The following is a 22,164-nucleotide window of genomic DNA, read 5'->3' as shown; positions in this document are numbered from 1 at the left end:
TCAGGGCATTCCGTAAACGCAGGCCTGGAACATGAGCCGCTTCAACCGACACTTGCCACCTCTCGACACCCTGATTGCCTTTGAAGCGGTCGCCCGCACCGGCAGCTTTACCCGCGCCGCCAGCGAGCTATGCCTGACGCAAAGCGCAGTCAGCAAGCAAATCAAGGTGCTGGAGGATCACTTGTCGGCGCCGTTGTTCGAGCGGCGCGCACGCGGTATTGCCCTGACCCAGGCCGGTACTGCCTTCAATGCCATCGTCGAGCCTATGCTGGAGAGCCTGCTGGCTAATGTGCTGCGGCTCAAGAGCGGCCATGGCAGCCGCAATGTCAGCGTTATCTGCACGCACGCTGTGGCGCAGTACTGGCTGTTCCCGCGCCTGTTGCGCTTCAACGAACAACACCCCGAACTGACGGTGAACATTCACGCCAGCAACGAGATCAGCGAGAGCGTGATCACCGACTACGACTTCGGCATCCTCTACGGTCATGGCCGCTGGCGCTCGCTGCAGGCCAACAAGCTGTTTGACGAATGCATCTATCCGATTGTCAGTGCCCAACGCCCACTGCCAGCGGTGCACTCACTCAGTGAGCTGCAGGCCTTGCCCCTGATTCAACTGGACGCCTCAGCCTGGAACTGCCTGGACTGGCACGACTGGTTCAACCATCAGGGCGTGCGCTACAAAGCACCGGCTGACGCAGTGACGTTCAACCAGGTCAATCTGGTGTTCGATGCAGTGATGCAGGGCATGGGTGTGGGATTGGGCTGGGAGTTCATGGCGCGCGAGCGGATCGACAGTGGGCAGATCCGCACGGTTTCGGACTTTGTCGTGCATACCGGGCAGGCTGACTACCTGGTGCACGACAAACAGGTGATGCCTTCGCCTGCGGCGAAGGTCTTTGCTGACTGGCTGATGGCGAACGGTTGACCCCGCCTAAGGCATCAAGGCTTGATGAGCAGGCCCTGACCGGTCGGCAAACTGGCAATAGAAAGGTCCATTTTCTTTGCCCAGGCATCCATCCCTTCCTTCTGCGGCTGATAGCCGAAGTAGGCGTAATCGTCGAGCAGTACAAAGGCACCGGGGACCAGGCGGTCCCAAAGATAATCGATAGCCGCCACTTCAGGTATCGTGCAGTTAAGATCAATGTGCAGAAACGCAATGCGGGTGGCCTCGATGTGCTCCAACGTATCAGGAATGCTTCCCGGGACGATGCGCACATTGCGCCACTCGGAGAAATTCTTTTTCACCGAATCGAGGTTGGTGGTGTAAAAGCCCGATTTGATTTCGCTCTGATTGCGTTCGATGACACCGCCGTTTTTTTCATTATCGGACAGGTAGCGCTCATCCAACCCGGTAAACGTATCCAGCAAGTAGAACTGCCTGCCAGTAGTATCCCAATCCAGGTCCTTCATGATTGCCGAACTCAGAAAGCCATAGTTGACACCGCACTCGACAAAATCGCCTTCGTGCTTGGCTGCCGAGCGAGCGGCCCACAGCCCGATATGGACGCGCCAGTACCACTTGTAATCAGACCCTGTCGCTTCGATGCCACGCTGATAGGCAGCAACGTAGGACGGGTCGATCATGAAGTCATGGTTGTGCTTCGAGGCAAGGCCGTCGTACTGATAATGACCTTCGAGCTTAGGGTGGAGCAGGCTTTTGTCACGGGTGGCAACAGCGCCATGCTTGTAAGGACGACCTTCACTTTTGCCAAATTTAAGGTAGTGCTGAGTCGGGTCCATGCCAGCGGCCCGAACATCGGCATGCAGCTCCAAATATACTTCGGGCGAAAAATCATCCGGCAACATCAGCAGACACTCCAGTCTAAAACTCGTTGAATATCAAGGCATAGAACGTATCGGCCACCATCAAAAAACCTTAAGCGACGGCCCATCAGCCAGCAATATCAGACGGTGACCGGGGTCAGAACAGGCTTGCCGGAAAAGAACGCCTGCAGGTTCTGCAGCACCAGACGCACCGTGTCACCCGCCGCTTCCGGCGACTGCCCGGCCACGTGCGGGGTCAACACCACATTCGGCAGTGCCTTGAGCGCTTCAGGTACCGCAGGCTCTTCATCGAAAACGTCCAGCGCAGCACCGGCGATGCGCTTTCGCTGCAACGCATCGACCAGGTCGGCGGTACAGACCACGCTGGCCCGGGCGATGTTCACCAGGAAGCCCCCTTCACCCAATGCCTCCAGCACCGTGGCGTCGATCAGGTGCCGGGTACTGGCACCACCCGGCGTGGCAACCACCAGAAAATCCGAGGCCTGTGCCAACGCCAGCACACTGTCGCAATAGGTGTAGGACAGGCCGCTACGTGGCTGGCGGCTGTGATAACTGACCTGCATGTCGAAACCAAGAGCGCCACGCTTGGCGATGGCCTGGCCAATCGCCCCCAAGCCGAGAATGCCCAGGCGCTTGCCGGCCAGCGACGGGCTTATTACCCGGTTCCACTCACCACGACGGGTTGAAGCATCGGCACGGGGGATATCACGAACCACCGCGCACAGCAGGGCCATGGCATGGTCAGCCACCGTCGATGCATTGGCGCCCGCCCCATTGGTGACGGTGATACCGCGTGCTGCCGCTGCCGCAAGGTCAACCTGCTCATAGCCGGCACCAATCACACAGATGATTTTCAAGTGTGGCAATGCCGCCATTTCATCGGCATACAGGCCCAGCGGCCCGCGCGTAAGCACCGCATCGATTTCACTGCCATGGCGAGCAATGGCCTCGCGCCGTAGCGCCGGCGTCTGCGCAAGAATCAGGTTGAAACCGTTGTTGCGCAGCAGGGGCAGGTAGTCGTCGACCGTTTCTACCAGCACCAATACCGTCTTTGTCATGCCTTGCTCCAGAACTGTCCGCGAGGGCGCATTGTGCGCCAGCACGGACTAGTTGGAAAAGGCCCGTCCCAGACCACCCGGAACACCGCTGCTATCGGTTTCCTGCCAAGGCCCCTGGAGGCTGGTCGACCAGCTCCAGCCGTTATTCCAGCGGTAGTAGGTGCGCTGCCGGTAGAAGGTGTTGGTCTGGCCTTCGAGCACGTAAACCCCGAGGCGCGGGTCCCAGTGGCTGGCACCGCCGGGTGGCGGTGCGAAGCTGGCCGAGGTGCGCGGCATCGGTTTCTGCGAAGGGGTAACGGTCGGCTTGCTCGGCACTGTGCCCGGGCGCGGCGTCGGCTTGATCACCGGGCTTGGTGGCTGGCGCTCAATAGGTGGTTCAGGGTAAGTCGAAGGCTGCTGCACCGTACACGCACTCAGGCCCAGAAACAGGGTAATCAGGGTGAGGCGTACGGTGCTGTTCATGAGGCTACTCGCTTAAGGATCCGGGCTGTCGATGGTCAGGTGCTGCTGCGCCTCGGTACTGCTGGCCAGCGGCGAACTGCGGCCGATCCACTCGCCCTTGGTCGGCTGGCCTGCGCGAGAGACGCGCGCAACCAGTTGGACTTCAGGAAAGTTCGACAGTTTCATGCTCGGCATCATTGCGTCGCTATCCGCCAATTCGACCTCGATGGGCAACTGGGCCACCGTCACCCGCTTCACTGCCAACGGCATGGGCGGGCCTTCACTCGCACGGGCAAAGATAAACACGCTGTCACCTGGCTGAACCTTATCCTTCAGCGCTGCCGCCAGTTCGACCCTTACCTTGAGCCGCGCCGGTGCCTTGTCGCTGGCGGCAGGGGTTGTTACGGGCTCAACACCGCTGGCCTTGAGCCTGTCGGCAGCTCGTGCCACGCCGCCTTCCAGCGCCGCACGGGAGGCATCACCGGCAGGCAGTTGCGCCAACAGACGGTTCCAGTAATCAATGGCCTGTTGATAGCGCTGGCCTTCGAACGCGGCAATACCCAGCAGCCCAAGGCTGGTGACTTCCTGCGGATCAGCCTTGAGGGCTTCGTCGGTCAGCCCCTGCAACTGCGGGGTCCACTGCTTGCCGTTGGCAAAGTAGAGTGCCTGCGCCCACTGCCCGAGCAACTCGGGCTGGCGCCCGGCCAGGCCCACGGCACGCTCGAAGGTCTTGGCGGCATCGGCAGAACGCTCTTGCGCCATGTAGGCACGACCAAGGAAGTACAGGCCCTCGGCCGAATCCGGCTGGGCAGCAACGGCGCGCTCCAGGCGTGCGGTCATTTCTTCCAGCGACTGCGGTGCCTGGGCAAATTCCTGGGTCAGGGCCACTTTGTCACTGGCGCCAAAATGCAGGTACAGGCCCAGGGCCATCAATGGCACCAATACCGCAGCCAGCAGTGGCAGTGGCTTGCCAAGGCGAGCCAGCCGTGCAGGCTCGGCATTTTCGGTATCGTCGAGCAGCTCGCGGGCCGCTTCGTCACGCCCACTCGCCAGTTGTTCGGCGCTAAGTACACCGGCAGCCTGTTGCGCCTGCAACTCGGCGACGCGCTCCTGATACAGGGCAACGTTCAGTGCGGTACGGTCTTCTTCCAGTTGCGCACGACGTCCGCGCAGCACCGGGATCAGCAAAAAGCTCAGGGCTACCAGTAACAGCAGGCCTGCAGCAAGCCAGAAATCAGTCATGGGTCTGTTCTTTTTCCAACAGTTTGGCGAGGCGCTCACGCTCCTCGGGAGAAAGGTCGGCGGTGCCGTTGACAACCGGCGTGCGGCGCTTGCGCACGATCACCGCAAGCACCACGACGCCGCCCAGCAGCAGTGCACCGGGGCCGAACCACAGCAACCAGGTACGCGCAGTCAGGGCCGGTTTGTAACGAACGAAATCACCGTAACGGTCAACCATGAAGTCGATGATCTGCTGGTTACTCTTGCCCTCGCCCAGCATCCGGAAAATCTCCCGACGCAGGTCGGCGGCAATGGGGGCGTTGGAGTCTGCGATGTCCTGGTTCTGGCATTTGGGGCAACGCAGTTCCTTGGTCAGGTCGCGATAACGCTCACGTTCAGCATCATCGGCAAACTGATAGGTATCAATTGCCGCCTGGGCCACGCCGGCCAGGCTCAGGCCCAGTACGGCCGCCGCTAGCCAGCGCTTCATTGCCGGCCCTCGTCGACAAGGCCTTGGTACAACGGGGCCAGTTGCTCGCGCCAGACAGTCTCGTCGACGACACCCACGAACTTGTGACGGATGATGCCCTTGGCATCGATCAGGAAGGTTTCCGGCGCGCCGTACACGCCCAGGTCCAGGCCCAGGGTGCCCTGCTCATCGCGGATATTGAGCTGATACGGGTTGTGGAAGTCCTTCAGCCACTTCAGCGCCGCCGCATTGTCGTCTTTGTAATTGACCCCGTAGATCCGCACGCCCTGTTCGGCCAGCTTGTTCAGCACCGGGTGCTCGACCCGGCAGGACACGCACCAGGTACCCCAGACGTTGACCAGTGCCGGCTTGCCCAGCAGGTCGGCCTGGGTCAGGGTGCTCTCGCCCTCCACGGCTGGCAAGGAGAAATGCGGGAACGGCTTGCCGATCATTGCCGAAGGCAGTTCAGCCGGGTCCAGGTACAACCCGCGATAGAGGAAGACCGCCACCAGCAAAAACACCGCCAGCGGCAGCACCATGATCCAACGCTTCATGCAGTTGCTCCAGACATGCCCAGTACTTCACGTACACGGCTTTTCACCTTGACCCGATAACGCCCATCCAACGCGGCCAGCAGGCCACCCAGGCCAGTCAGCAGACCGCCCAGCCAGATCCAGCGCACGAACGGTTTGACATGAACCCGTACAGCCCAGGCGCCGTTGTCCAGCGGTTCTCCGAGAGCAACATAGAGGTCGCGAGTGAAGCCGGCATCGATGCCCGCTTCGGTCATCACCGATTGCTGCACGGTGTAGAGGCGTTTCTCCGGGTGCAGGACGCTGATCTCACGCCCATCCTTGACCACCCGAACCGTGCCCTTGTCGGAGGTGAAGTTCGGCCCCTCGAAATGCTTGGCGCCCTCGAAAATGAAGTGGTAGCCCGCCAGTTCCACTGACTCGCCCGGCGCCAGGCGCAGGTCGCGCTCGGCACTGTTGTTGCTCGACAGCACCACACCCAGCGCGCAAACCGCCAGGCCGAAGTGAGCGACGTGCATCCCCCAGTAGCTGCGGGTGAGGCTTCGCATGCCCTTGAACACACCCTTGTGGCGGGTCTTGTCGAGAAGGTCACGCACGCCGGCAAGCACGATCCAGGCCGCCAGGGCAAAGGTGGTCAGTACTGGCCAATCGAAGTCATCCACGATCAGCCCGCCGATCGGCGCCAGAATGGCGCTGCCGACCAGTACCGGGGTGAGCATGCCCAGCAGCCATTTGCCGGGGGTGTCTTTCCAGCGCACGAGAACGCCTATGGCCAACACCACCATCAACAGGGCCATCAGCGGCAGGAACAGTGCATCGAAGTACGGTGGGCCGACGGACAGCTTCGCCCCGGTCAACGCGTCGAGCACCAGCGGATACAGCGTGCCGAGCAGGATCATCGAGGCCGCGACCACCAGTATCAGGTTGTTGGCCAGCAGCAGGGTTTCACGCGACCAAAGGGCAAAGCCAACCTGGCTCTTGACGACTGGCGCACGCAGCGCGAACAGGGTCAGCGAGCCGCCGACCACGCACAGCAGGAACATCAGGATGAACACACCGCGCTCCGGGTCGGAAGCGAAGGCATGCACCGAGGTCAACACGCCCGAGCGAACCAGGAAGGTACCCAGCAAGCTCAACGAGAATGCGGCAATGGCCAGCAGTACCGTCCAACTCTTGAACACGCCGCGTTTTTCAGTCACGGCCAGGGAGTGGATCAGGGCAGTGCCGACCAGCCACGGCATGAAAGAGGCGTTCTCTACCGGGTCCCAGAACCACCAGCCGCCCCAACCCAACTCGTAGTAGGCCCACCAGGAGCCCAGGGTGATACCAATGCCGAGAAAGGCCCAGGCGATGATGGTCCAGGGCCGCGACCAGCGCGCCCAGGCCGCATCAAGACGACCACCGAGCAACGCGGCGATGGCGAAGGCAAACGCGACCGAGAAACCGACATAGCCCATGTAGAGCATGGGTGGGTGAACGATCAGGCCCACATCCTGCAACAGCGGGTTGAGGTCACGACCATCGGTCGGTACCTGCGGCAACAGCCGCTGGAACGGGTTGGAGGTGACGATCAGGAACGACATGAAGCCCACGCTGATCATACCCATGATCGCCAGCACGCGGGCGAGCATCACCTGTGGCAACTGCCGGGAGAAGATCGACACGGCAAAGGTCCAGCCGCCGAGAATCAGTGCCCATAGTAGCAACGACCCTTCGTGAGCGCCCCACACCGCGCTGAACTTGAAGTACCAAGGCAGGGCGCTGTTGGAGTTGCTGGCGACATAGGCAACCGAGAAGTTATCGGTCATGAAGGCGTGGGTCAGGCAGGCAAAGGCGAAGGCCAGGAATGCGAACTGGCCCCAGGCCGCAGGCCGTGCCAGGCTCATCCACAGGCTGTCACCGCGCCAGGCACCCAGCAATGGCACACTGGCCTGGACGCAGGCAAAGCACAGCGCCAGGATCATGGCCAATTGGCCCAGTTCGGGGATTACCAAAGCGGCGTTCATGGTTTGCCTCCGGCCTGGCCAGCGTCAGTCGCAGCCTGACCGCTTTCCTTCAGGGCTTTGGTCACTTCTGGCGGCATGTACTTTTCATCGTGCTTGGCCAGCACTTCGTCCGCCACTACCACACCTTCGGCATTCAGTTTGCCGAGTGCGACAATGCCCTGCCCTTCGCGAAACAGATCCGGAAGAATGCCGCGGTAGGTAATGGGCACAGACTTGTTGAAGTCGGTGACCACGAAACGCACGTCCAGCGAATCACCGGAACGTTGCAGGGAACCTTTTTCAACCATGCCACCCGCACGGATACGGGTATCCAGGGGCGCCTCGCCATTGGCGATCTGGGTTGGGGTGTAGAACAGGTTGATGTTCTGCTGCAAGGCACTCAATGCCAGTGCCACGGCAACGCCGAGGCCGGCGAGCAGGCCGAGAATGATGAACAGGCGCTTCTTGCGTTGCGGATTCACTGATTGCTCTCCCGGCGCAGACGGCGCGCCTCTTCTTGCAGGTAACGGCGACGGGCCAGGATCGGCGCCGCGACGTTGATCGCCAGCACTAACAGGCTAATGCCGTAGGCCGACCAGACATACAGGCCGTGGTGGCCCATGGCGAGAAAATCGCTGAAGGAGGTGAAACTCATCGTGCCAGCTCCCGACCCAGGGTATTCATGACTTCACTTTTCACCCAACTGCTGCGGGCTTCGCGCTTGAGTACTTCAAGGCGCATGCGCATCAGCAGTACCGCGCCGAAGAAGCAGTAGAAACCCAGTGCCGTGAGCAGCAACGGCAACCACATTTCCGCCGGCATCGCCGGTTTCTCGGTCAAGGTAAAGGTTGCGCCCTGGTGCAGGGTGTTCCACCACTCCACCGAATACTTGATGATCGGGATATTGATCACCCCGACAATCGCCAGCACTGCACAGGCCTTGGCCGCGCTCTCACGATTGCTGATCGCTTGCCCCAGGGCAATCAGACCGAAGTACAGAAACAGGAGGATAAGCATCGACGTCAGTCGGGCATCCCAGACCCACCAACTGCCCCAGGTCGGCTTACCCCAGATGGCGCCGGTAACCAGCGCCACGGCGGTCATCCAGGCGCCAATGGGCGCAGCGCACTGCAATGCAATGTCGGCGATCTTCATTTTCCAGACCAGGCCGACCACGCCGGCCACTGCCAGCATCACATAGCAGGACTGTGCCAGCATGGCGGCGGGCACATGGATGTAGATGATGCGAAAACTGTTGCCCTGTTGGTAATCCTGAGGGGCAAAGGCCAAGCCCCAGACCACACCGACCGTCAACAGCAGCACGGCGGCGATCGCCAGCCACGGCAGCATCCGCCCACTGATGGAATAGAACCACTTGGGCGAACCCAGTTTATGAAACCACGTCCAGCTGATTGCGCTGCTTTTCATCACGGTACATCCAGGGTCTTTGCTGGGCAGCGAGCCCAGACCTCATTATTCGCCGACGCTGATCTTCAGGCCAGCCGCTATTGCAAAGGGTGCCAACGTTACTGCCAGGGCGGTCAGGCTACCAAGCCAGAGCAGATAACCGGTCGCCGGCATCGCTTGCAGCGACGCCTGCAACGCGCCACTGCCCAAAATCAACACCGGGATATACAACGGCAGAATCAGCAGCGCCAGTAGCAGGCCACCACGTTTCAAGCCGACTGTCAGGGCTGCACCCACAGCGCCCAACAGGCTCAACACCGGGGTGCCGAGCAAAAGTGATGCCAGCAGCACGGGCAGGCTGGCACTTGGCAAGCCGAGCATCAAGGCCAGCAGCGGTGCCAACAATACCAGTGCCAGGCCGGAAAAGGCCCAGTGTGCCAGCACCTTGGCCAAAACCAGAAGAGGCAGGGGGTGCGACGAAAGGACCCACTGTTCCAGTGATCCATCCTCGAAATCACTGCGAAAAAGCCCGTCCAGCGAGAGCAGGACGGACAAAAGTGCAGCCACCCACACCAACCCAGGTGACAAGGTTTGCAACAATTGTGTCTCAGGACCGACCGCCAAAGGAAACAGTGCAATGACGATGGCGAAGAACACCAAGGGGTTGGCCAGCTCGGCCGGACGACGGCACAGCAGCCGCGCTTCGCGGCTCAGCAACAGGACAAATACACTCATGCGGCCCACTGCCCCAGGTTCAGTTCACGGTAACCGGAGGGTTTGCGCTCCAGCGTGTGGTGCGTGGTGAGGATCACCATGCCACCCGTTTCACAGTGGTGTGCCAGATGCGCTTCGAGCTGGGCCACCCCCTGCTTGTCGAGTGCGGTGAACGGTTCGTCGAGAATCCACAACGGCGGGCTGTCCAGGTACAACCGTGGCCAGGGCTACGCGACGCTGCTGACCGGCCGACAGGGTATGACAAGGCACGTCCTCGAAGCCACGCAGGCCAACCGCCGCCAGTGCCTGCCAGATCGCCTCGCGCCCGGCCGGGCGGTGCAAGGCACACAACCAGGCAAGGTTCTCCTCTGGCGTCAGCAGGTCCTTGATCCCCGCCGCATGGCCGATCCACAGCAGCAGCCGGGCCAGTTCGCCGCGTTGCTCAGCCAAGGGCTTGCCTTGAACCAGGATCTGGCCACTGGTCGGGCGCATCAAACCGGCCAGCAACCGCAACAGGCTGGTTTTACCGCTGCCGTTGGGGCCGCTGATCTGGAGCATGTCGCCGGCGGCCAACTGCAGATCGAGATGCTCGAAGAGCATTCGCCAGTCGCGCTCGCAGGCCAGATCCACCGCTTCGAGTTGAGGGGTCACAGGTTTGCCTTATTGGTTCGGATGACTGTCTCAAGTCGGTCCCGGCGCGGCCGTTATACTGGAACGGTGACGCGGCCGACTGGTCTGTTCAAAAGAGCACCAGACCGCGAGCTCAAGGCTCCCCGAAAGTTCGGGCCGCATTATACATGCCATGTCCTACTGCAAAGAGGGCTATTTCGACAGGTTGTAACTTGATGACAGGCGAAATCAACAGCGTCGGCACGCAGGCACTGGCCAATCCACAGGCGCGCGGTGCCGCCATGACCGGCGAACTGCTCAGGCTTTTGCAGCCTCAGCAGGGCCTGCTGGCCCCCGGCGAAACGGCAGACGCCGAAGTTCTCTCGCTGAAGCAGAATGGTCAAGACTTCCAACTATTGATCAAGTTGACCCAGGACAGCGGGCGACAAACCAATGTACAAGCCAACAGCAGCCAGCCGCTGGCCCAAGGCACCCAGCTTACCGTCAGCCAGCCCAGCGCCTCGGCCCTGGCTATTGGCGTGCAACAGGCCAAGGCCAGTACTGTCACCACGTTGACCCAGATCGACACCCGCCAGTTGCCGGTCGGCACCCTGCTGCAAGGCAAGGTACTGACCAGCCAGGCCCTGCCCCAGGCCAACGGCCAGGCCAGCGTGTTCCGCTCACTGGTGAGCCTGCTCAATACTGTCCAGGCAGGCGCCACGCTGGCCGTGGACAGCCCGCGCCCGCTGCCGCTGGGCAGCTTGCTCAGCGCCGTCGTACGCAGTGAACAACAGCTGTCGTTCATGCCGCTGAGTGGTCGCCAGGACCAGTTGGCAATAGCCCAACACCTGAGCAGCCAGCAAACCCGCCAGGCATCATTACCAGGTCTGCTGGCGGCCTTGCAGCGGATCGCCAGCGATGATCAACAACCTGCCCCATTGCGTGCCCGTATCGACACGCTGCTTGCCAGCCTGCCGGATGTACGCCAGCTCAGCGATGCGAAGGGCCTGGCCCACGCCATGAACAACAGCGGCCTGTTTCTGGAAGCCAAGTTGCTCAACGGCCTGCCAAGCGGCCTTGCACCGGACCTCAAGGCCCAGGTAGTACGCCTGATCGCACAGATATTGCCGGGGCTGCCCACCAGCACCCCATTCAACCCCGCCACCGCAGCGACCACCCTGTCCCAGGCCATGCCGGGCATGCTGCGCAACGCATTGGGTATGCTCGGCCAGGTGGGTGCACGGATCACCCCTTCCAGCTTCCCCCTGCCCTCACGGCTGCTGCAAAGCCTGGAGGGCGAAGGCGACCTTGAGCACGTGCTGCGCCTCGCGGCGGCGGCCGTCTCTCGGCTGCAAAGCCATCAACTGGCTAGCCTGGAGCAAACCGGCAGTACCGCCGACGGCACCCTGCAGACCACCTGGCAACTGGAAATTCCGCTGCGCACTGGCCAGGACTTCATGCCCTTGCAGGTCAAGCTGCAGCGCGAAGAAACGCCTGAGCAACAGGCCGACCCGGAACGTGAAAAGCGCGACCCTCTGGAAATGCTCTGGAAGATTGAGCTGTCGTTCGACCTCAGCCCGCTGGGGCCGTTGCAAGTGCAGGCGCAGCTTGCCCAGGGCTGCCTGTCGAGCCAGCTGTGGGCCGAGCTGCCCAGCACAGTGCGCCTGATCGAAAGCCAGCTGAGCGAGCTGCGCACTCGTTTACTCGCACGGGGGCTGAGCGTCGGCGAGCTGAACTGTCATCACGGCACGCCGCCGCAAGGGCCGCGTACACGCCTGGAACAACGTTGGGTAGATGAAAACGCATGACTGAGCAAACACCCCGCCAGGCCATTGCCCTGAGCTACGACGGCCAACAAGCGCCCACCCTCACGGCCAAAGGCGATGACGCACTGGCCGAGGCGATCCTGGCCCTGGCGCGCGAGCACGAAGTGCCCATCTATGAAAACGCCGACCTGGTGAAACTGCTCGCACGGATGGAACTGGGCGACCGTATACCCGAAGCGCTGTACTTGACCATCGCCGAAATCATCGCCTTCGCCTGGCAACTCAAAGGCAAGGTGCCGGTAGATTTTGTCGATGAGGGACCGCAGGAACGGGATGTAACGCCACAGGCACTGGGCCTGAAGGCACCGCTGTAACGGGGAACGGGGTATCAGGCCCGACATCGCGAATGGATATGCCTGCTTTCATTAGCGGCGATACAGGTTTGTGATGTGTGGCATTCACTTCGCAAACTTATCCATTCCCTGCAGTGGCACCACCGGCTGGTTTCGCCTTTTACGGCGACCCACTTTTTTGCCGGCAATGCTTTTTCGTACGCTGAACCTGCAGGCGCCGCCAAATTGTCCCTTCAGGAGGTCGAACGCAGGCAGTGCGTAGTCGGGTTCCAGGCAGGGATGCCTGGCAAGGGCTGAGGGCCAGGAAGGCCCTTCAGCACGGCCCCGGCGGGAGCACTGCCGGAGTGAGAGAACCCGCAGCGCAGCGTAGGGCCGGATGTTGGGACGAGGGGTTTTGGTCACTTTTGCCCCGACAAAAGTGACACGCCGTAAAGGCGGAACGGGGTATCAGGCTCAACATCGCAAATGGATATGCCTGCTTTCATTAGCGGCGATACAGGTTTGTGATGTGTGGCATTCACTTCGCGAACTTATCCATTCCCTGCAGTGGCACCACCGGCTGGTTTCGCCTTTTACGGCGACCCACTTTTGAACGGCACAAAAGTGGGCAAAACGCCCTGTCCCGACATCCGGCCCTACGCTGCGCTTCGGGTTCCTTCCTTACGCCATCGCTCCCGCGTGGACGCGCCGACGGGCCATCCATGGCCCATCAGCGCTTGCGAGGCATCCATGCCTCGCACCCCACTACGCGACGGCTTCACTCAGCCTCCTGAAGGGACACCCTGCAGCGCCTGCTACTTCGCGCACTGACAAACAAAGCCGACGCAGGAACTCGCCGCTTATCCGTGAAGGTAAACGGCGGTTTATCTTGGCCTTGATGCAGCTGATTGGGTGCTTAGCCGCGGTGCAGCTTACTCATCAGCTCTGCCTCGGCCTGGGTCAGGCCGCAGGACTGGGTCAGTTCGTCGACGCTGGCACCCATGCCGACCAAGCGCTCGGCCTGGGCAAACGACAGGCTGTTGGGGTCGCGCTGCTCCAACTGCATCAGCTTGTCAGGCAACGGTGCCACGACCGCACGCAACTCATGCAGGGCTTCGCCCATTCGCACGGTGCCATTCTGGTAATCGTCCAGGCGCTTGGCCAGGTCCTTGATGCGCTGATCGCGCAGCGCATCACCCTGGGCCTGTTGCGAGGCCAGCTCACGCTGGCGCTTGCTATACCCCAGAAACAGCCACAGGCTCACCGCCCAGAGCAGCGCCAGAAAAATGACTGCAACCTCGAAAATCAAATCAGATGTTCTCCAGCTCTGACCACTCTTCCTCGGTCATCATCTTGTCCAACTCAACCAGAATCAGCAGCTCGCCGTTCTTGTTGCATACGCCTTGAATGAACTTGGCCGATTCCTCGTTACCCACATTCGGCGCGGTTTCAACTTCCGATTGGCGCAGGTAAACCACTTCGGCAACGCTGTCGACCAGAATACCAACGACTTGCTTGTCCGCTTCAATGATGACGATACGGGTGTTGTCGCTGACATCGGTCGGTGCCAGGCCAAAGCGCTGACGCGTATCGATCACGGTGACGACGTTGCCGCGCAGGTTGATGATGCCCAGCACGTAGCTCGGCGCACCCGGCACAGGCGCAATCTCGGTGTAGCGAAGCACTTCCTGCACTTGCATCACATTGATGCCGTAGGACTCGTTGTCCAGGCGGAAGGTCACCCACTGCAGAATCGGATCTTCGGAACCTTGTGCAGATGTCTTTTTCATTCCCCTAACCCTCAAAATCCGCCGTTGGCGGTGTGCTCAGTGTGACCGCACGCGGTGCGGCCATCATTTATGGTTGTTTGTGCATCTGCTTGACCGCGCCGCTGGCAATCAGCTCAGCCAATTCGGCGACATCCAGCAGCGCGCACATATGCTCAATCACGGTACCGGCCAACCATGGCCGCTGGCCACGTTGGCTACGCCATTTGATTTCGCCGGGGTCCAGGCGCAGCGAGCGGCTGACCTGATGCACCGCCAGCCCCCACTCGTAGCCTTGCACCGAAATCACATACTGCAGCCCCTGACGGAAATCATCGCGGTAGCGGTCCGGCATGACCCAACGGGCAGTGTCCAGCACTTTCAGGTTGCCGGCCTGGCTCGGCAGAATGCCAAGAAACCAGTCAGGTTGGCCGAACAACGGTGTCAGTTCCTGACCCGCCAGCGAGTAGATCGAGCCCAGGCAGACCAGCGGAACGGCCAGCGTCAGCCCGGCGACATCGAACAACAGGCATTCAAACGGTTCGGCAGCCCAGGCTGGGCGACCGTCTGTGGTAGCCGGAGGCACTGGCGGATTGAGCGCAGGCGGCAGATGAACCTCAACCAAGGGTTCAACCGGCACTGGCGCCTCAACCACCGGAGCCGCTGGTGCTACCGCGACCTCCAGCGGTGGCGCGATAACAGGCATTACCAGCCGGCTCGGCTCGGCAAAGACCGTTGTGGTGACTTCTACCGATACAGACGGCTGGCGCTTGGCATCACGCACCTGCTCTTCAAGCACGGCAGCCTGAAATTCGTCCAGTTCCGCTGGCACTTCGACAGGCGGGCGAAGCGTTTCAACACGCGGCGCCTCCAACTCTTCGGTCGCTTCCTGCAACAAGCCATCCAGGTAGGATTGCAGGGCCAGTTGTGGCCGGGTGGCGATCAACGCGGGGCGAGTCATCAAGCCACCTGCGCTGCAGCGTTGTGGGTAAGCAACTGCTTGAGCAGCGCCCTGTAAGCGGTTACGCCACGGCTTTTGCCATCGAATTGCGAAGGCGTCAAACCGGCCCGGCTGGCATCACGCAGGCGCGTATCAACCGGGATGTAGCCCTGCCAGATATGTTCCGGGTAACTGTCACGCAGCACCCGCAGCGTGCCCATGGAAGCCTGGGTACGCCGATCGAACAACGTCGGCACGATATGGAACGGCAACGCCTGCTTGCGTGAGCGGTTCACCATCGCAAGCGTGCTGACCATGCGCTCCAGGCCTTTGACCGCCAGGTATTCGGTTTGCACTGGAATCACCAGTTGCTGGCTGGCAGCCAGGGCGTTGACCATCAACACGCCGAGTAACGGTGGGCTGTCGATGATGGCGTAGTCGAAATCCTGCCACAGCTGCGCCAGACTCTTGGCGATCACCAGGCCCAGGCCGCTTTGCCCGGGAGACTGACGCTCCAGGGTGGCGAGGGCGGTACTCGATGGCAACAACGAGATATTGTCGTGACTGGTCGGCAGCAGCAGTTGCCCCGGCAAGCCTTCGGGGACAGTCCCCTTGTGCAGGAACAAGTCGAAGCTGCTGTGCTCCAGGGTATCGGGATTGTGCCCGAAGTAGCTGGTCATGGACCCGTGAGGGTCGAGGTCAACCACGACCACGCGCTTGCCCGCATCAGCCAGCAAACCGGCCAAGGCGATGGACGTGGTGGTCTTGCCGACGCCACCTTTTTGATTGGCTACTGCCCAGACTCTCATTGCGCTGCTTCCTCCCGCTACGGCAACCTGCCCTACCGGGATCGGTTATAAGGTCGGTGACGGGGAATTGACGGGGCTGGCCCCGACCGTCGGTGATACCACTCGCGGTGCAGTTTGTGTGCCAGCTCGCTTCATTGCTGCATCTGGCGTGGCATTGGCACTGCCCGTACCGGTCAGGCTGCGGCGCACCTCCAGGTTACGCGAGATCACCAGCACCACCCGACGATTGCGCGCACGCCCTTCTGCCGTGGTATTGCTGGCAATCGGCTGGAACTCGCCATAGCCCACCGACGCCATGCGTGCGGGGTTAACGCCTTCCATCGCCAACAGGCGCACAATGCTGGCCGCACGCGCCGACGACAGCTCCCAGTTGGTCGGGTACTGCGCCGTGCGAATCGGCAAATCGTCGGTGAACCCTTCGACATGCACCGGGTTGGCGAAAGGCTTCAGGATCCGCGCCACTTTTTCGATGATATTGAAGGCCGCGTCGCTGGGCATGGCGTCGCCACTGCCAAACAGCAACGAAGAGTTCAACTCGATCTCCACCCACAACTCGTTGCCGCGCACCGTCATCTGATCGGATTTGATCAAATCACCGAAGGCGTCCCGAACATCGTTGGTGATGGTCTTGAGTGGATCGCTGTTGGTTTGAGCAAGCCCGGCATCGACCTGTTCGCTATCGCGGATCAGCGGTTCGGCTGGCTTGACGCTGAGCGGCTGCTCGTCGCCAATCGGAATCGGTCGCATGCTCCGTTCAGGGTCATTGAAAACCCCGAGCAGGGCCTGGGAAATTATCTTGTACTTGCCCTCGTTGATCGAGGAGATCGAGTACATGACCACGAAGAAGGCAAACAACAAGGTAATGAAGTCGGCGTACGACACCAGCCAGCGTTCGTGGTTCTCATGTTCCTCGGGGGCGCGACGACGAGCCATGTATTACTCCATGAAGCCCTGAAGCTTCAACTCGATCGAACGCGGGTTTTCACCTTCTGCAATCGACAACAGGCCTTCCAGGAGCATTTCCCGGTAACGCGACTGACGCAGGGCCAGCGCCTTGAGCTTGTTGGCGATCGGTAGCAGGATCAGGTTGGCACTGGCAACACCATAGATCGTCGCCACGAACGCAACGGCAATGCCATTGCCCAGCTGGGACGGGTCGGCCAGATTGCCCATCACATGGATCAAACCCATTACCGCACCGATGATGCCGATGGTTGGCGCATAGCCGCCCATGCTCTCGAACACTTTTGCAGCCTGGATATCACGGCTTTCCTGGGTGTAGAAATCCACCTCGAGAATGCTGCGAATCGCTTCCGGCTCCGCACCATCGACCAGCAGTTGCAAGCCCTTGCGCGCATAGGGATCGGGCTCGGCGTCAGCCACCCCTTCCAGGCCCAGCAGGCCCTCTTTACGCGCCGTCAGGCTCCAGTTGACTACCCGGTCAATACCACCGGCCAGGTCAACCCGTGGCGGGAACAGGATCCAGATGACAATCTGCATCGCGCGTTTGAAGGCGCTCATCGGCGACTGCAGCAGCGAAGCCGCCAACGTGCCGCCGAGCACGATCAGCGCCGCAGGGCCGTTGATCAACGCAGACAGGTGGCCGCCTTCCAGGTAGTTGCCACCGATGATGGCAACAAAGGCCAGGATGATCCCGATGAGGCTCAAGACATCCATTAGACGCACGCCTCGACCAGATGCCGACCGATGTCATCCAGGCCGTACACCGCGTCCGCCAGATTGGCCTTGACGATCGCCATGGGCATGCCATAGATCACGCAGCTGGCTTCATCCTGAGCCCAGACCTGGCTGCCGCCCTGCTTGAGCAGGCGAGCACCTTCGCGGCCATCAGCGCCCATGCCGGTCAACACCACGGCCAATACCTTGTCGCCGTAGGATTTCGCGGCAGAACCAAAGGTGATGTCCACGCACGGCTTGTAGTTCAGACGCTCGTCGCCCGGGAGGATTTTCACCGTACCCCGCGCATCGACCATCATCTGCTTGCCACCAGGGGCCAGCAGCGCCAGGCCAGGACGCAACACGTCACCGTCCTCGGCTTCCTTGACACTGATCTTGCAGAGCTTGTCCAGGCGTTCGGCAAACGCCTTGGTGAACGCCGCCGGCATGTGCTGGATCAATACGATCGGCGCTGGGAAGTTTGCTGGCAGCTGGGTCAGTACGCGCTGCAGGGCAACCGGGCCGCCTGTCGACGTGCCGATGGCCAACAGCTTGTAGGACTTGCGTTTGGGTGCAGGCGAGCTGGGTGCGGCCGCACGTGCTGGCGCGCTAGCAGGCGCTGGGCGCGAGAGGCCTGGCGACGCCATGCTGCTGACACTGTGCTGGGCGCTGGGCGCTGGAGTCGGAGCTGGCGTGGCGAAACTGCTGAAGCGGCGGTTACTGCGGGAAATGGTATGAACCTTTTCGCACAGCAGTTGCTTGACCTTTTCCGGGTTGCGCGAGATGTCCTCGAAGTTCTTCGGCAGGTAATCCACCGCACCGGCATCCAGTGCATCAAGGGTAACGCGAGCACCTTCATGGGTCAGCGAGGAGAACATCAACACCGGCGTCGGGCAACGCTGCATGATGTGCCGAACGGCAGTGATGCCATCCATCATGGGCATTTCATAGTCCATGGTGATCACATCAGGCTTGAGCGACAGTGCTTGGTCGATCGCTTCCTTGCCGTTGGTCGCGGTGCCCACGACCTGGATAGTCGGGTCCGCTGAAAGAATTTCCGAGACACGGCGGCGGAAGAAACCGGAATCATCCACCACCAGGACCTTGACTGCCATAAACACTCCATTACGGGGCGCGGTCGAAAGACCGCGCCACCGGGATCAAATACGCCGGGCAGCGTAACGCTTGAGCATGCTCGGAACGTCGAGGATCAGCGCAATGCGCCCGTCACCGGTAATGGTGGCGCCCGACATCCCAGGGGTGCCTTGCAGCATCTTGCCCAGCGGCTTGATGACCACCTCTTCCTGGCCGACCAGCTGATCGACGACGAAGCCGATCCGCTGAGTGCCCACCGAGAGGATCACCACATGGCCTTCGTGCTGCTCTTCATGAGCGGCAGAGCTGACCAACCAGCGCTTGAGGTAAAACAGTGGCAACGCCTTGTCGCGTACGATCACCACTTCCTGGCCGTCAACCACATTGGTACGCGACAGGTCGAGGTGGAAAATTTCGTTGACGTTGACCAGCGGGAACGCGAACGCCTGATTGCCCAGCATGACCATCAGCGTCGGCATGATCGCCAAGGTCAACGGCACCTTGATCACGATCTTCGAACCCTGGCCCTTGGCCGAGTAGATGTTGATCGAGCCGTTGAGCTGGGAGATCTTGGTTTTCACCACGTCCATGCCGACACCACGGCCAGACACATCGGAAATCTCGGTCTTGGTGGAAAAGCCCGGGGCGAAGATCAGGTTGTAGCAGTCCGACTCGCTCAGGCGATCGGCTGCATCCTTGTCCATCAGGCCCTTTTCCACCGCCTTGGCGCGCAGCACGTTGGGGTCCATGCCCTTGCCGTCGTCAGAGATCGACAAGAGGATGTGATCGCCTTCCTGCTCAGCCGACAGTACGACCTTGCCACCACGCGACTTGCCTGCGGCTTCACGCTCTTCCGGTGTTTCGACACCGTGGTCGACAGCGTTGCGCACCAAGTGAACCAGCGGGTCGGCCAAGGCCTCGACCAGGTTTTTGTCCAGGTCGGTCTCTTCGCCCACCAGCTCCAGGTTGATCTCTTTCTTCAACTGGCGCGCCAGGTCACGAACCAGGCGCGGGAAGCGCCCGAAGACCTTCTTGATCGGCTGCATGCGGGTCTTCATGACCGCGGTCTGCAGGTCAGCGGTGACCACGTCGAGGTTCGACACTGCCTTGGACATGGCCTCATCGCCGCTGTTCAAGCCCAGGCGAACCAGACGGTTACGCACCAGTACCAGCTCGCCGACCATGTTCATGATCTCATCGAGGCGGGCGGTATCGACGCGCACCGTGGTTTCGGCTTCGCTGGCGGCATGCTTGTCGGCTGACGCCGGAGCGGCCTGACGCGCAGGTGCTGCAGCGGCAGCTGGCTTGGCGACGGGAGCAGGTGCAGGTGCTGCAGCGGGCGCGGGCTTGGCCGCAGGTTTGGCCTCAGGCTTGGCTACTGCTGCTTCTGCGACCGAGGCCGTTGCTGCTGCGCCCTCGGCAAATTTACCTTTGCCGTGGATCTGATCGAGCAACGCTTCGAACTCGTGCTCGGAAATATGGTCGCCCGCCCCTTCGGTAGCAGCGGGCTCGACAGCCGCGGCCGGCAGTGCATCCACAGCAAAGGTACCCTTGCCATGAAGCTGATCCAGCAGCGCTTCGAATTCGTCGTCGGTAATTTCGTTGCTGGCTTCAGTGCCTGCCTCGACAACCGCTGCCGACGCAGGCGCAGCAGGTGTGGGAAGGCTGTCGGCAGCAAACTGGCCTTTGCCGTGCAGTTGGTCGAGCAATGACTCAAACTCGGCATCGGTGATTTCATCACCCGCCGCTGCTGCCGGAGCGGCAGGCGCCTCGGCTTCGGCCTTGACGGCGTTGAGCGAGTCGAGCAGTTGCTCGAACTCCGTGTCGGTAATGTCGCCAGACGCTTGCTCAGCGGGCGCCTCGGCAACCGGTTCTGGCTCGGGTGCAGCGGCCTGCTGGGCCGAAGCCGGCTCAGCCAGACGTGCCAGCGCAGCCAGCAGCTCTGGCGTGGCCGGCGTCACATCGCTGCGCTCGCGGACCTGGCCGAACATGCTGTTGACCGTGTCCAGGGCTTCCAGGACCACGTCCATCAGCTCGGAGTCAACGCGACGCTCACCCTTGCGCAGAATGTCGAACACGTTCTCGGCAATATGGCAGCACTCCACCAGCTCATTGAGCTGGAGGAAGCCGGCGCCCCCTTTTACAGTGTGAAAGCCGCGAAAGATTGCATTGAGCAGATCCGCATCATCAGGCCGGCTTTCCAGCTCGACCAATTGCTCGGACAGTTGCTCAAGAATTTCGCCGGCTTCTACCAGGAAATCCTGGAGGATTTCTTCATCGGCGCCGAAGCTCATTAAACGTGCTCCCTAAAAACCCAGGCTGGACAACAGATCGTCGACATCGTCCTGACCGGACACGACGTCTTCACGCTTATCGGCATGAATCTGCGGACCTTCACCCCGAGTCGGATGTTTTTCTTGATCTTTTTCAGCACGTAGCTGCTGGTGGTCATGTTCAATACCGGCAAAGCGGTCGACCTGACTGGCCATCAATACGAGCTTGAGCAGATTGCTTTCTACTTCGGTAACCAGTTGCGTGACGCGCTTGATCACCTGGCCGGTCAGGTCTTGGTAGTCCTGAGCCAACAGAATGTCATTGAGGTGGCCTGCCACTTCACGGGTGCCGGCCTCGCTGCGCGTCAGAAAACTGTCAACGCGACGCGCCAGCTCGCGAAACTCCGGCGCAGCCACTTCTCGACGCATGAAACGCTGCCAGTCGGCACTCAAGGTACTTGCCTCGGCACTCAATTCTTGAAGCACCGGTGTACTTTGCTCGACCAGGTCCATGGTCCGGTTAGCCGCGCCCTCGGTGAGCTTGACCACATAGGACAAGCGCTCGGTGGCATCGGTGATCTGCGACACTTCCTCAGCCTGCGGCATCTGCGGGTCAATATGAAAACTGACGATCGCACTATGCAACTCGCGGGTGAGCTTGCCGACTTCCTGATACAGGCCACGATCACGGGTCTGGTTCAGCTGATGGATCAGTTGTACCGCGTCGCCGAATTTACCTCGTTCAAGGCTATCGACAAGCTCGTTGGCATGTTTCTTCAGTGTCGACTCGAAGTCGCCCAACGACGATTGTTTATGCTCCATAAGCGCCCCCGTGGCGTACCTCAGCTATTGACGCGCTCGAAGATCTTCTCGATCTTTTCTTTCAACACCTGAGCCGTGAATGGTTTTACCACGTAACCATTAACGCCAGCCTGAGCCGCCTCAATGATCTGATCACGCTTGGCCTCTGCCGTTACCATCAGCACCGGCAGGTGCTTCAGGCGTTCGTCAGCGCGCACCGTACGCAGCAGGTCGATGCCGGACATGCCAGGCATGTTCCAGTCCGTTACCAGAAAATCAAAGTTACCGCTGTGCAGCATTGGCAGTGCAGTGACGCCGTCGTCCGCTTCCTGGGTATTGGTGAAGCCCAGGTCACGCAACAGGTTCTTGATGATCCGCCGCATCGTCGAAAAATCGTCAACGATGAGGATTTTCATGTTCTTGTCCAATTAGACCTCCAAGCAGTCTTTAACGCGCTCAGCGCTGAACGCGCACTCAATCAAA

General features: G+C 60.9%; 24 protein-coding genes and 1 pseudogene. 3 read left to right on the top strand and 22 right to left on the bottom strand.

The window, feature by feature from the left end; all coding sequences use genetic code 11:
* The first annotated feature begins 31 nt into the window (after positions 1–31).
* Positions 32–925, top strand: coding sequence for a LysR substrate-binding domain-containing protein (locus ACZ9H3_RS22515; RefSeq protein WP_476222615.1), 894 nt, complete (start codon positions 32–34; stop codon positions 923–925).
* Between the two features lie 14 nt (positions 926–939).
* Here ACZ9H3_RS22515 and ACZ9H3_RS22510 read toward each other — a convergent pair whose 3' ends face one another.
* From ACZ9H3_RS22510 to ccmA, 12 genes and pseudogenes are all read right to left on the bottom strand, one after another.
* Positions 940–1,806: a TylF/MycF/NovP-related O-methyltransferase gene (locus tag ACZ9H3_RS22510; protein WP_330523244.1), complete on the bottom strand. Its 867-nt coding sequence runs from the start codon at positions 1,804–1,806 to the stop codon at positions 940–942.
* Between the two features lie 98 nt (positions 1,807–1,904).
* Complete coding sequence (locus ACZ9H3_RS22505; RefSeq protein WP_476222613.1) at positions 1,905–2,843, bottom strand: 2-hydroxyacid dehydrogenase; 939 nt, start codon at positions 2,841–2,843, stop codon at positions 1,905–1,907.
* A gap of 48 nt (positions 2,844–2,891) precedes the next feature.
* Positions 2,892–3,305, bottom strand: a complete 414-nt coding sequence (locus ACZ9H3_RS22500) for a hypothetical protein (protein WP_476222611.1) — start codon at positions 3,303–3,305, stop codon at positions 2,892–2,894.
* Positions 3,306–3,317: 12 nt separating this feature from the next.
* On the bottom strand, positions 3,318–4,526 hold the full coding sequence (gene ccmI, locus ACZ9H3_RS22495) for a c-type cytochrome biogenesis protein CcmI (protein WP_330523242.1): 1,209 nt from the start codon (positions 4,524–4,526) through the stop codon (positions 3,318–3,320).
* Positions 4,519–4,995: a cytochrome c-type biogenesis protein gene (locus ACZ9H3_RS22490; RefSeq protein ID WP_330523241.1), complete on the bottom strand. Its 477-nt coding sequence runs from the start codon at positions 4,993–4,995 to the stop codon at positions 4,519–4,521. The genes ccmI and ACZ9H3_RS22490 overlap by 8 nt, the downstream gene beginning before the upstream one ends.
* Entirely contained in the window at positions 4,992–5,528 is a 537-nt protein-coding gene (locus ACZ9H3_RS22485) for a DsbE family thiol:disulfide interchange protein (protein ID WP_065759845.1), read from the bottom strand. The genes ACZ9H3_RS22490 and ACZ9H3_RS22485 overlap by 4 nt, the downstream gene beginning before the upstream one ends.
* Positions 5,525–7,513, bottom strand: a complete 1,989-nt coding sequence (locus ACZ9H3_RS22480) for a heme lyase CcmF/NrfE family subunit (RefSeq protein WP_065759846.1) — start codon at positions 7,511–7,513, stop codon at positions 5,525–5,527. Before ACZ9H3_RS22480 ends, ACZ9H3_RS22485 begins: the two co-directional genes overlap by 4 nt.
* Positions 7,510–7,974, bottom strand: a complete 465-nt coding sequence (gene ccmE, locus ACZ9H3_RS22475; protein WP_065759847.1) for a cytochrome c maturation protein CcmE — start codon at positions 7,972–7,974, stop codon at positions 7,510–7,512. Before ccmE ends, ACZ9H3_RS22480 begins: the two co-directional genes overlap by 4 nt.
* Positions 7,971–8,147: a heme exporter protein CcmD gene (ccmD, locus tag ACZ9H3_RS22470; RefSeq protein WP_102052421.1), complete on the bottom strand. Its 177-nt coding sequence runs from the start codon at positions 8,145–8,147 to the stop codon at positions 7,971–7,973. The genes ccmE and ccmD overlap by 4 nt, the downstream gene beginning before the upstream one ends.
* Positions 8,144–8,920, bottom strand: coding sequence for a heme ABC transporter permease (locus ACZ9H3_RS22465; RefSeq protein ID WP_065759849.1), 777 nt, complete (start codon positions 8,918–8,920; stop codon positions 8,144–8,146). The genes ccmD and ACZ9H3_RS22465 overlap by 4 nt, the downstream gene beginning before the upstream one ends.
* Before the next feature lie 45 nt (positions 8,921–8,965).
* Positions 8,966–9,634 (bottom strand): heme exporter protein CcmB, encoded by a 669-nt coding sequence (gene ccmB / locus ACZ9H3_RS22460; RefSeq protein WP_065759853.1) that lies wholly within the window; start codon positions 9,632–9,634, stop codon positions 8,966–8,968.
* Positions 9,631–10,213, bottom strand: a pseudogene (gene ccmA / locus ACZ9H3_RS22455) (cytochrome c biogenesis heme-transporting ATPase CcmA). Before ccmA ends, ccmB begins: the two are co-directional and overlap by 4 nt.
* A gap of 245 nt (positions 10,214–10,458) precedes the next feature.
* Between ccmA and fliK the strand changes: the two are divergent.
* Together fliK and ACZ9H3_RS22445 are read left to right on the top strand one after the other, a co-directional pair.
* Positions 10,459–12,030: a flagellar hook-length control protein FliK gene (gene fliK / locus ACZ9H3_RS22450; RefSeq protein ID WP_099773936.1), complete on the top strand. Its 1,572-nt coding sequence runs from the start codon at positions 10,459–10,461 to the stop codon at positions 12,028–12,030.
* Positions 12,027–12,362 (top strand): EscU/YscU/HrcU family type III secretion system export apparatus switch protein, encoded by a 336-nt coding sequence (locus tag ACZ9H3_RS22445; RefSeq protein ID WP_099773935.1) that lies wholly within the window; start codon positions 12,027–12,029, stop codon positions 12,360–12,362. The genes fliK and ACZ9H3_RS22445 overlap by 4 nt, the downstream gene beginning before the upstream one ends.
* 874 nt (positions 12,363–13,236) lie before the next feature.
* On the opposite strand, the gene ACZ9H3_RS22440 is transcribed toward ACZ9H3_RS22445, so the two are convergent.
* From ACZ9H3_RS22440 to ACZ9H3_RS22395, 10 genes are all read right to left on the bottom strand, one after another.
* Positions 13,237–13,629, bottom strand: coding sequence for a DUF2802 domain-containing protein (locus ACZ9H3_RS22440; protein ID WP_065760016.1), 393 nt, complete (start codon positions 13,627–13,629; stop codon positions 13,237–13,239).
* A gap of 1 nt (position 13,630) precedes the next feature.
* Positions 13,631–14,110: a chemotaxis protein CheW gene (locus ACZ9H3_RS22435; protein ID WP_065760015.1), complete on the bottom strand. Its 480-nt coding sequence runs from the start codon at positions 14,108–14,110 to the stop codon at positions 13,631–13,633.
* 67 nt (positions 14,111–14,177) lie between these two features.
* Positions 14,178–15,047, bottom strand: a complete 870-nt coding sequence (locus tag ACZ9H3_RS22430; RefSeq protein ID WP_330523236.1) for a CheW domain-containing protein — start codon at positions 15,045–15,047, stop codon at positions 14,178–14,180.
* Complete coding sequence (locus ACZ9H3_RS22425; protein WP_065760013.1) at positions 15,047–15,835, bottom strand: ParA family protein; 789 nt, start codon at positions 15,833–15,835, stop codon at positions 15,047–15,049. Before ACZ9H3_RS22425 ends, ACZ9H3_RS22430 begins: the two co-directional genes overlap by 1 nt.
* Before the next feature lie 45 nt (positions 15,836–15,880).
* Positions 15,881–16,768 (bottom strand): flagellar motor protein MotD, encoded by an 888-nt coding sequence (motD, locus tag ACZ9H3_RS22420; RefSeq protein ID WP_065760012.1) that lies wholly within the window; start codon positions 16,766–16,768, stop codon positions 15,881–15,883.
* Between the two features lie 3 nt (positions 16,769–16,771).
* Complete coding sequence (locus tag ACZ9H3_RS22415; protein WP_476222602.1) at positions 16,772–17,512, bottom strand: flagellar motor protein; 741 nt, start codon at positions 17,510–17,512, stop codon at positions 16,772–16,774.
* Positions 17,512–18,627, bottom strand: coding sequence for a protein-glutamate methylesterase/protein-glutamine glutaminase (locus ACZ9H3_RS22410; RefSeq protein WP_476222600.1), 1,116 nt, complete (start codon positions 18,625–18,627; stop codon positions 17,512–17,514). The genes ACZ9H3_RS22415 and ACZ9H3_RS22410 overlap by 1 nt, the downstream gene beginning before the upstream one ends.
* Positions 18,628–18,672: 45 nt before the next feature.
* On the bottom strand, positions 18,673–20,901 hold the full coding sequence (locus tag ACZ9H3_RS22405; RefSeq protein WP_476222598.1) for a chemotaxis protein CheA: 2,229 nt from the start codon (positions 20,899–20,901) through the stop codon (positions 18,673–18,675).
* A 12-nt stretch (positions 20,902–20,913) separates the two neighbouring features.
* A complete protein-coding gene (locus ACZ9H3_RS22400) occupies positions 20,914–21,702 on the bottom strand; it encodes a protein phosphatase CheZ (RefSeq protein ID WP_065760008.1) in 789 nt (262 codons plus the stop codon).
* A gap of 20 nt (positions 21,703–21,722) precedes the next feature.
* Positions 21,723–22,097, bottom strand: a complete 375-nt coding sequence (locus tag ACZ9H3_RS22395; protein WP_176717425.1) for a chemotaxis response regulator CheY — start codon at positions 22,095–22,097, stop codon at positions 21,723–21,725.
* Positions 22,098–22,164 lie beyond the last annotated feature (67 nt).

This window comes from Pseudomonas sp. TE3910, assembly GCF_056279025.1.
The sequence above is the reverse complement of the archived record's forward strand: the minus strand, read 5'-3'. Positions and strand labels throughout refer to the sequence as shown.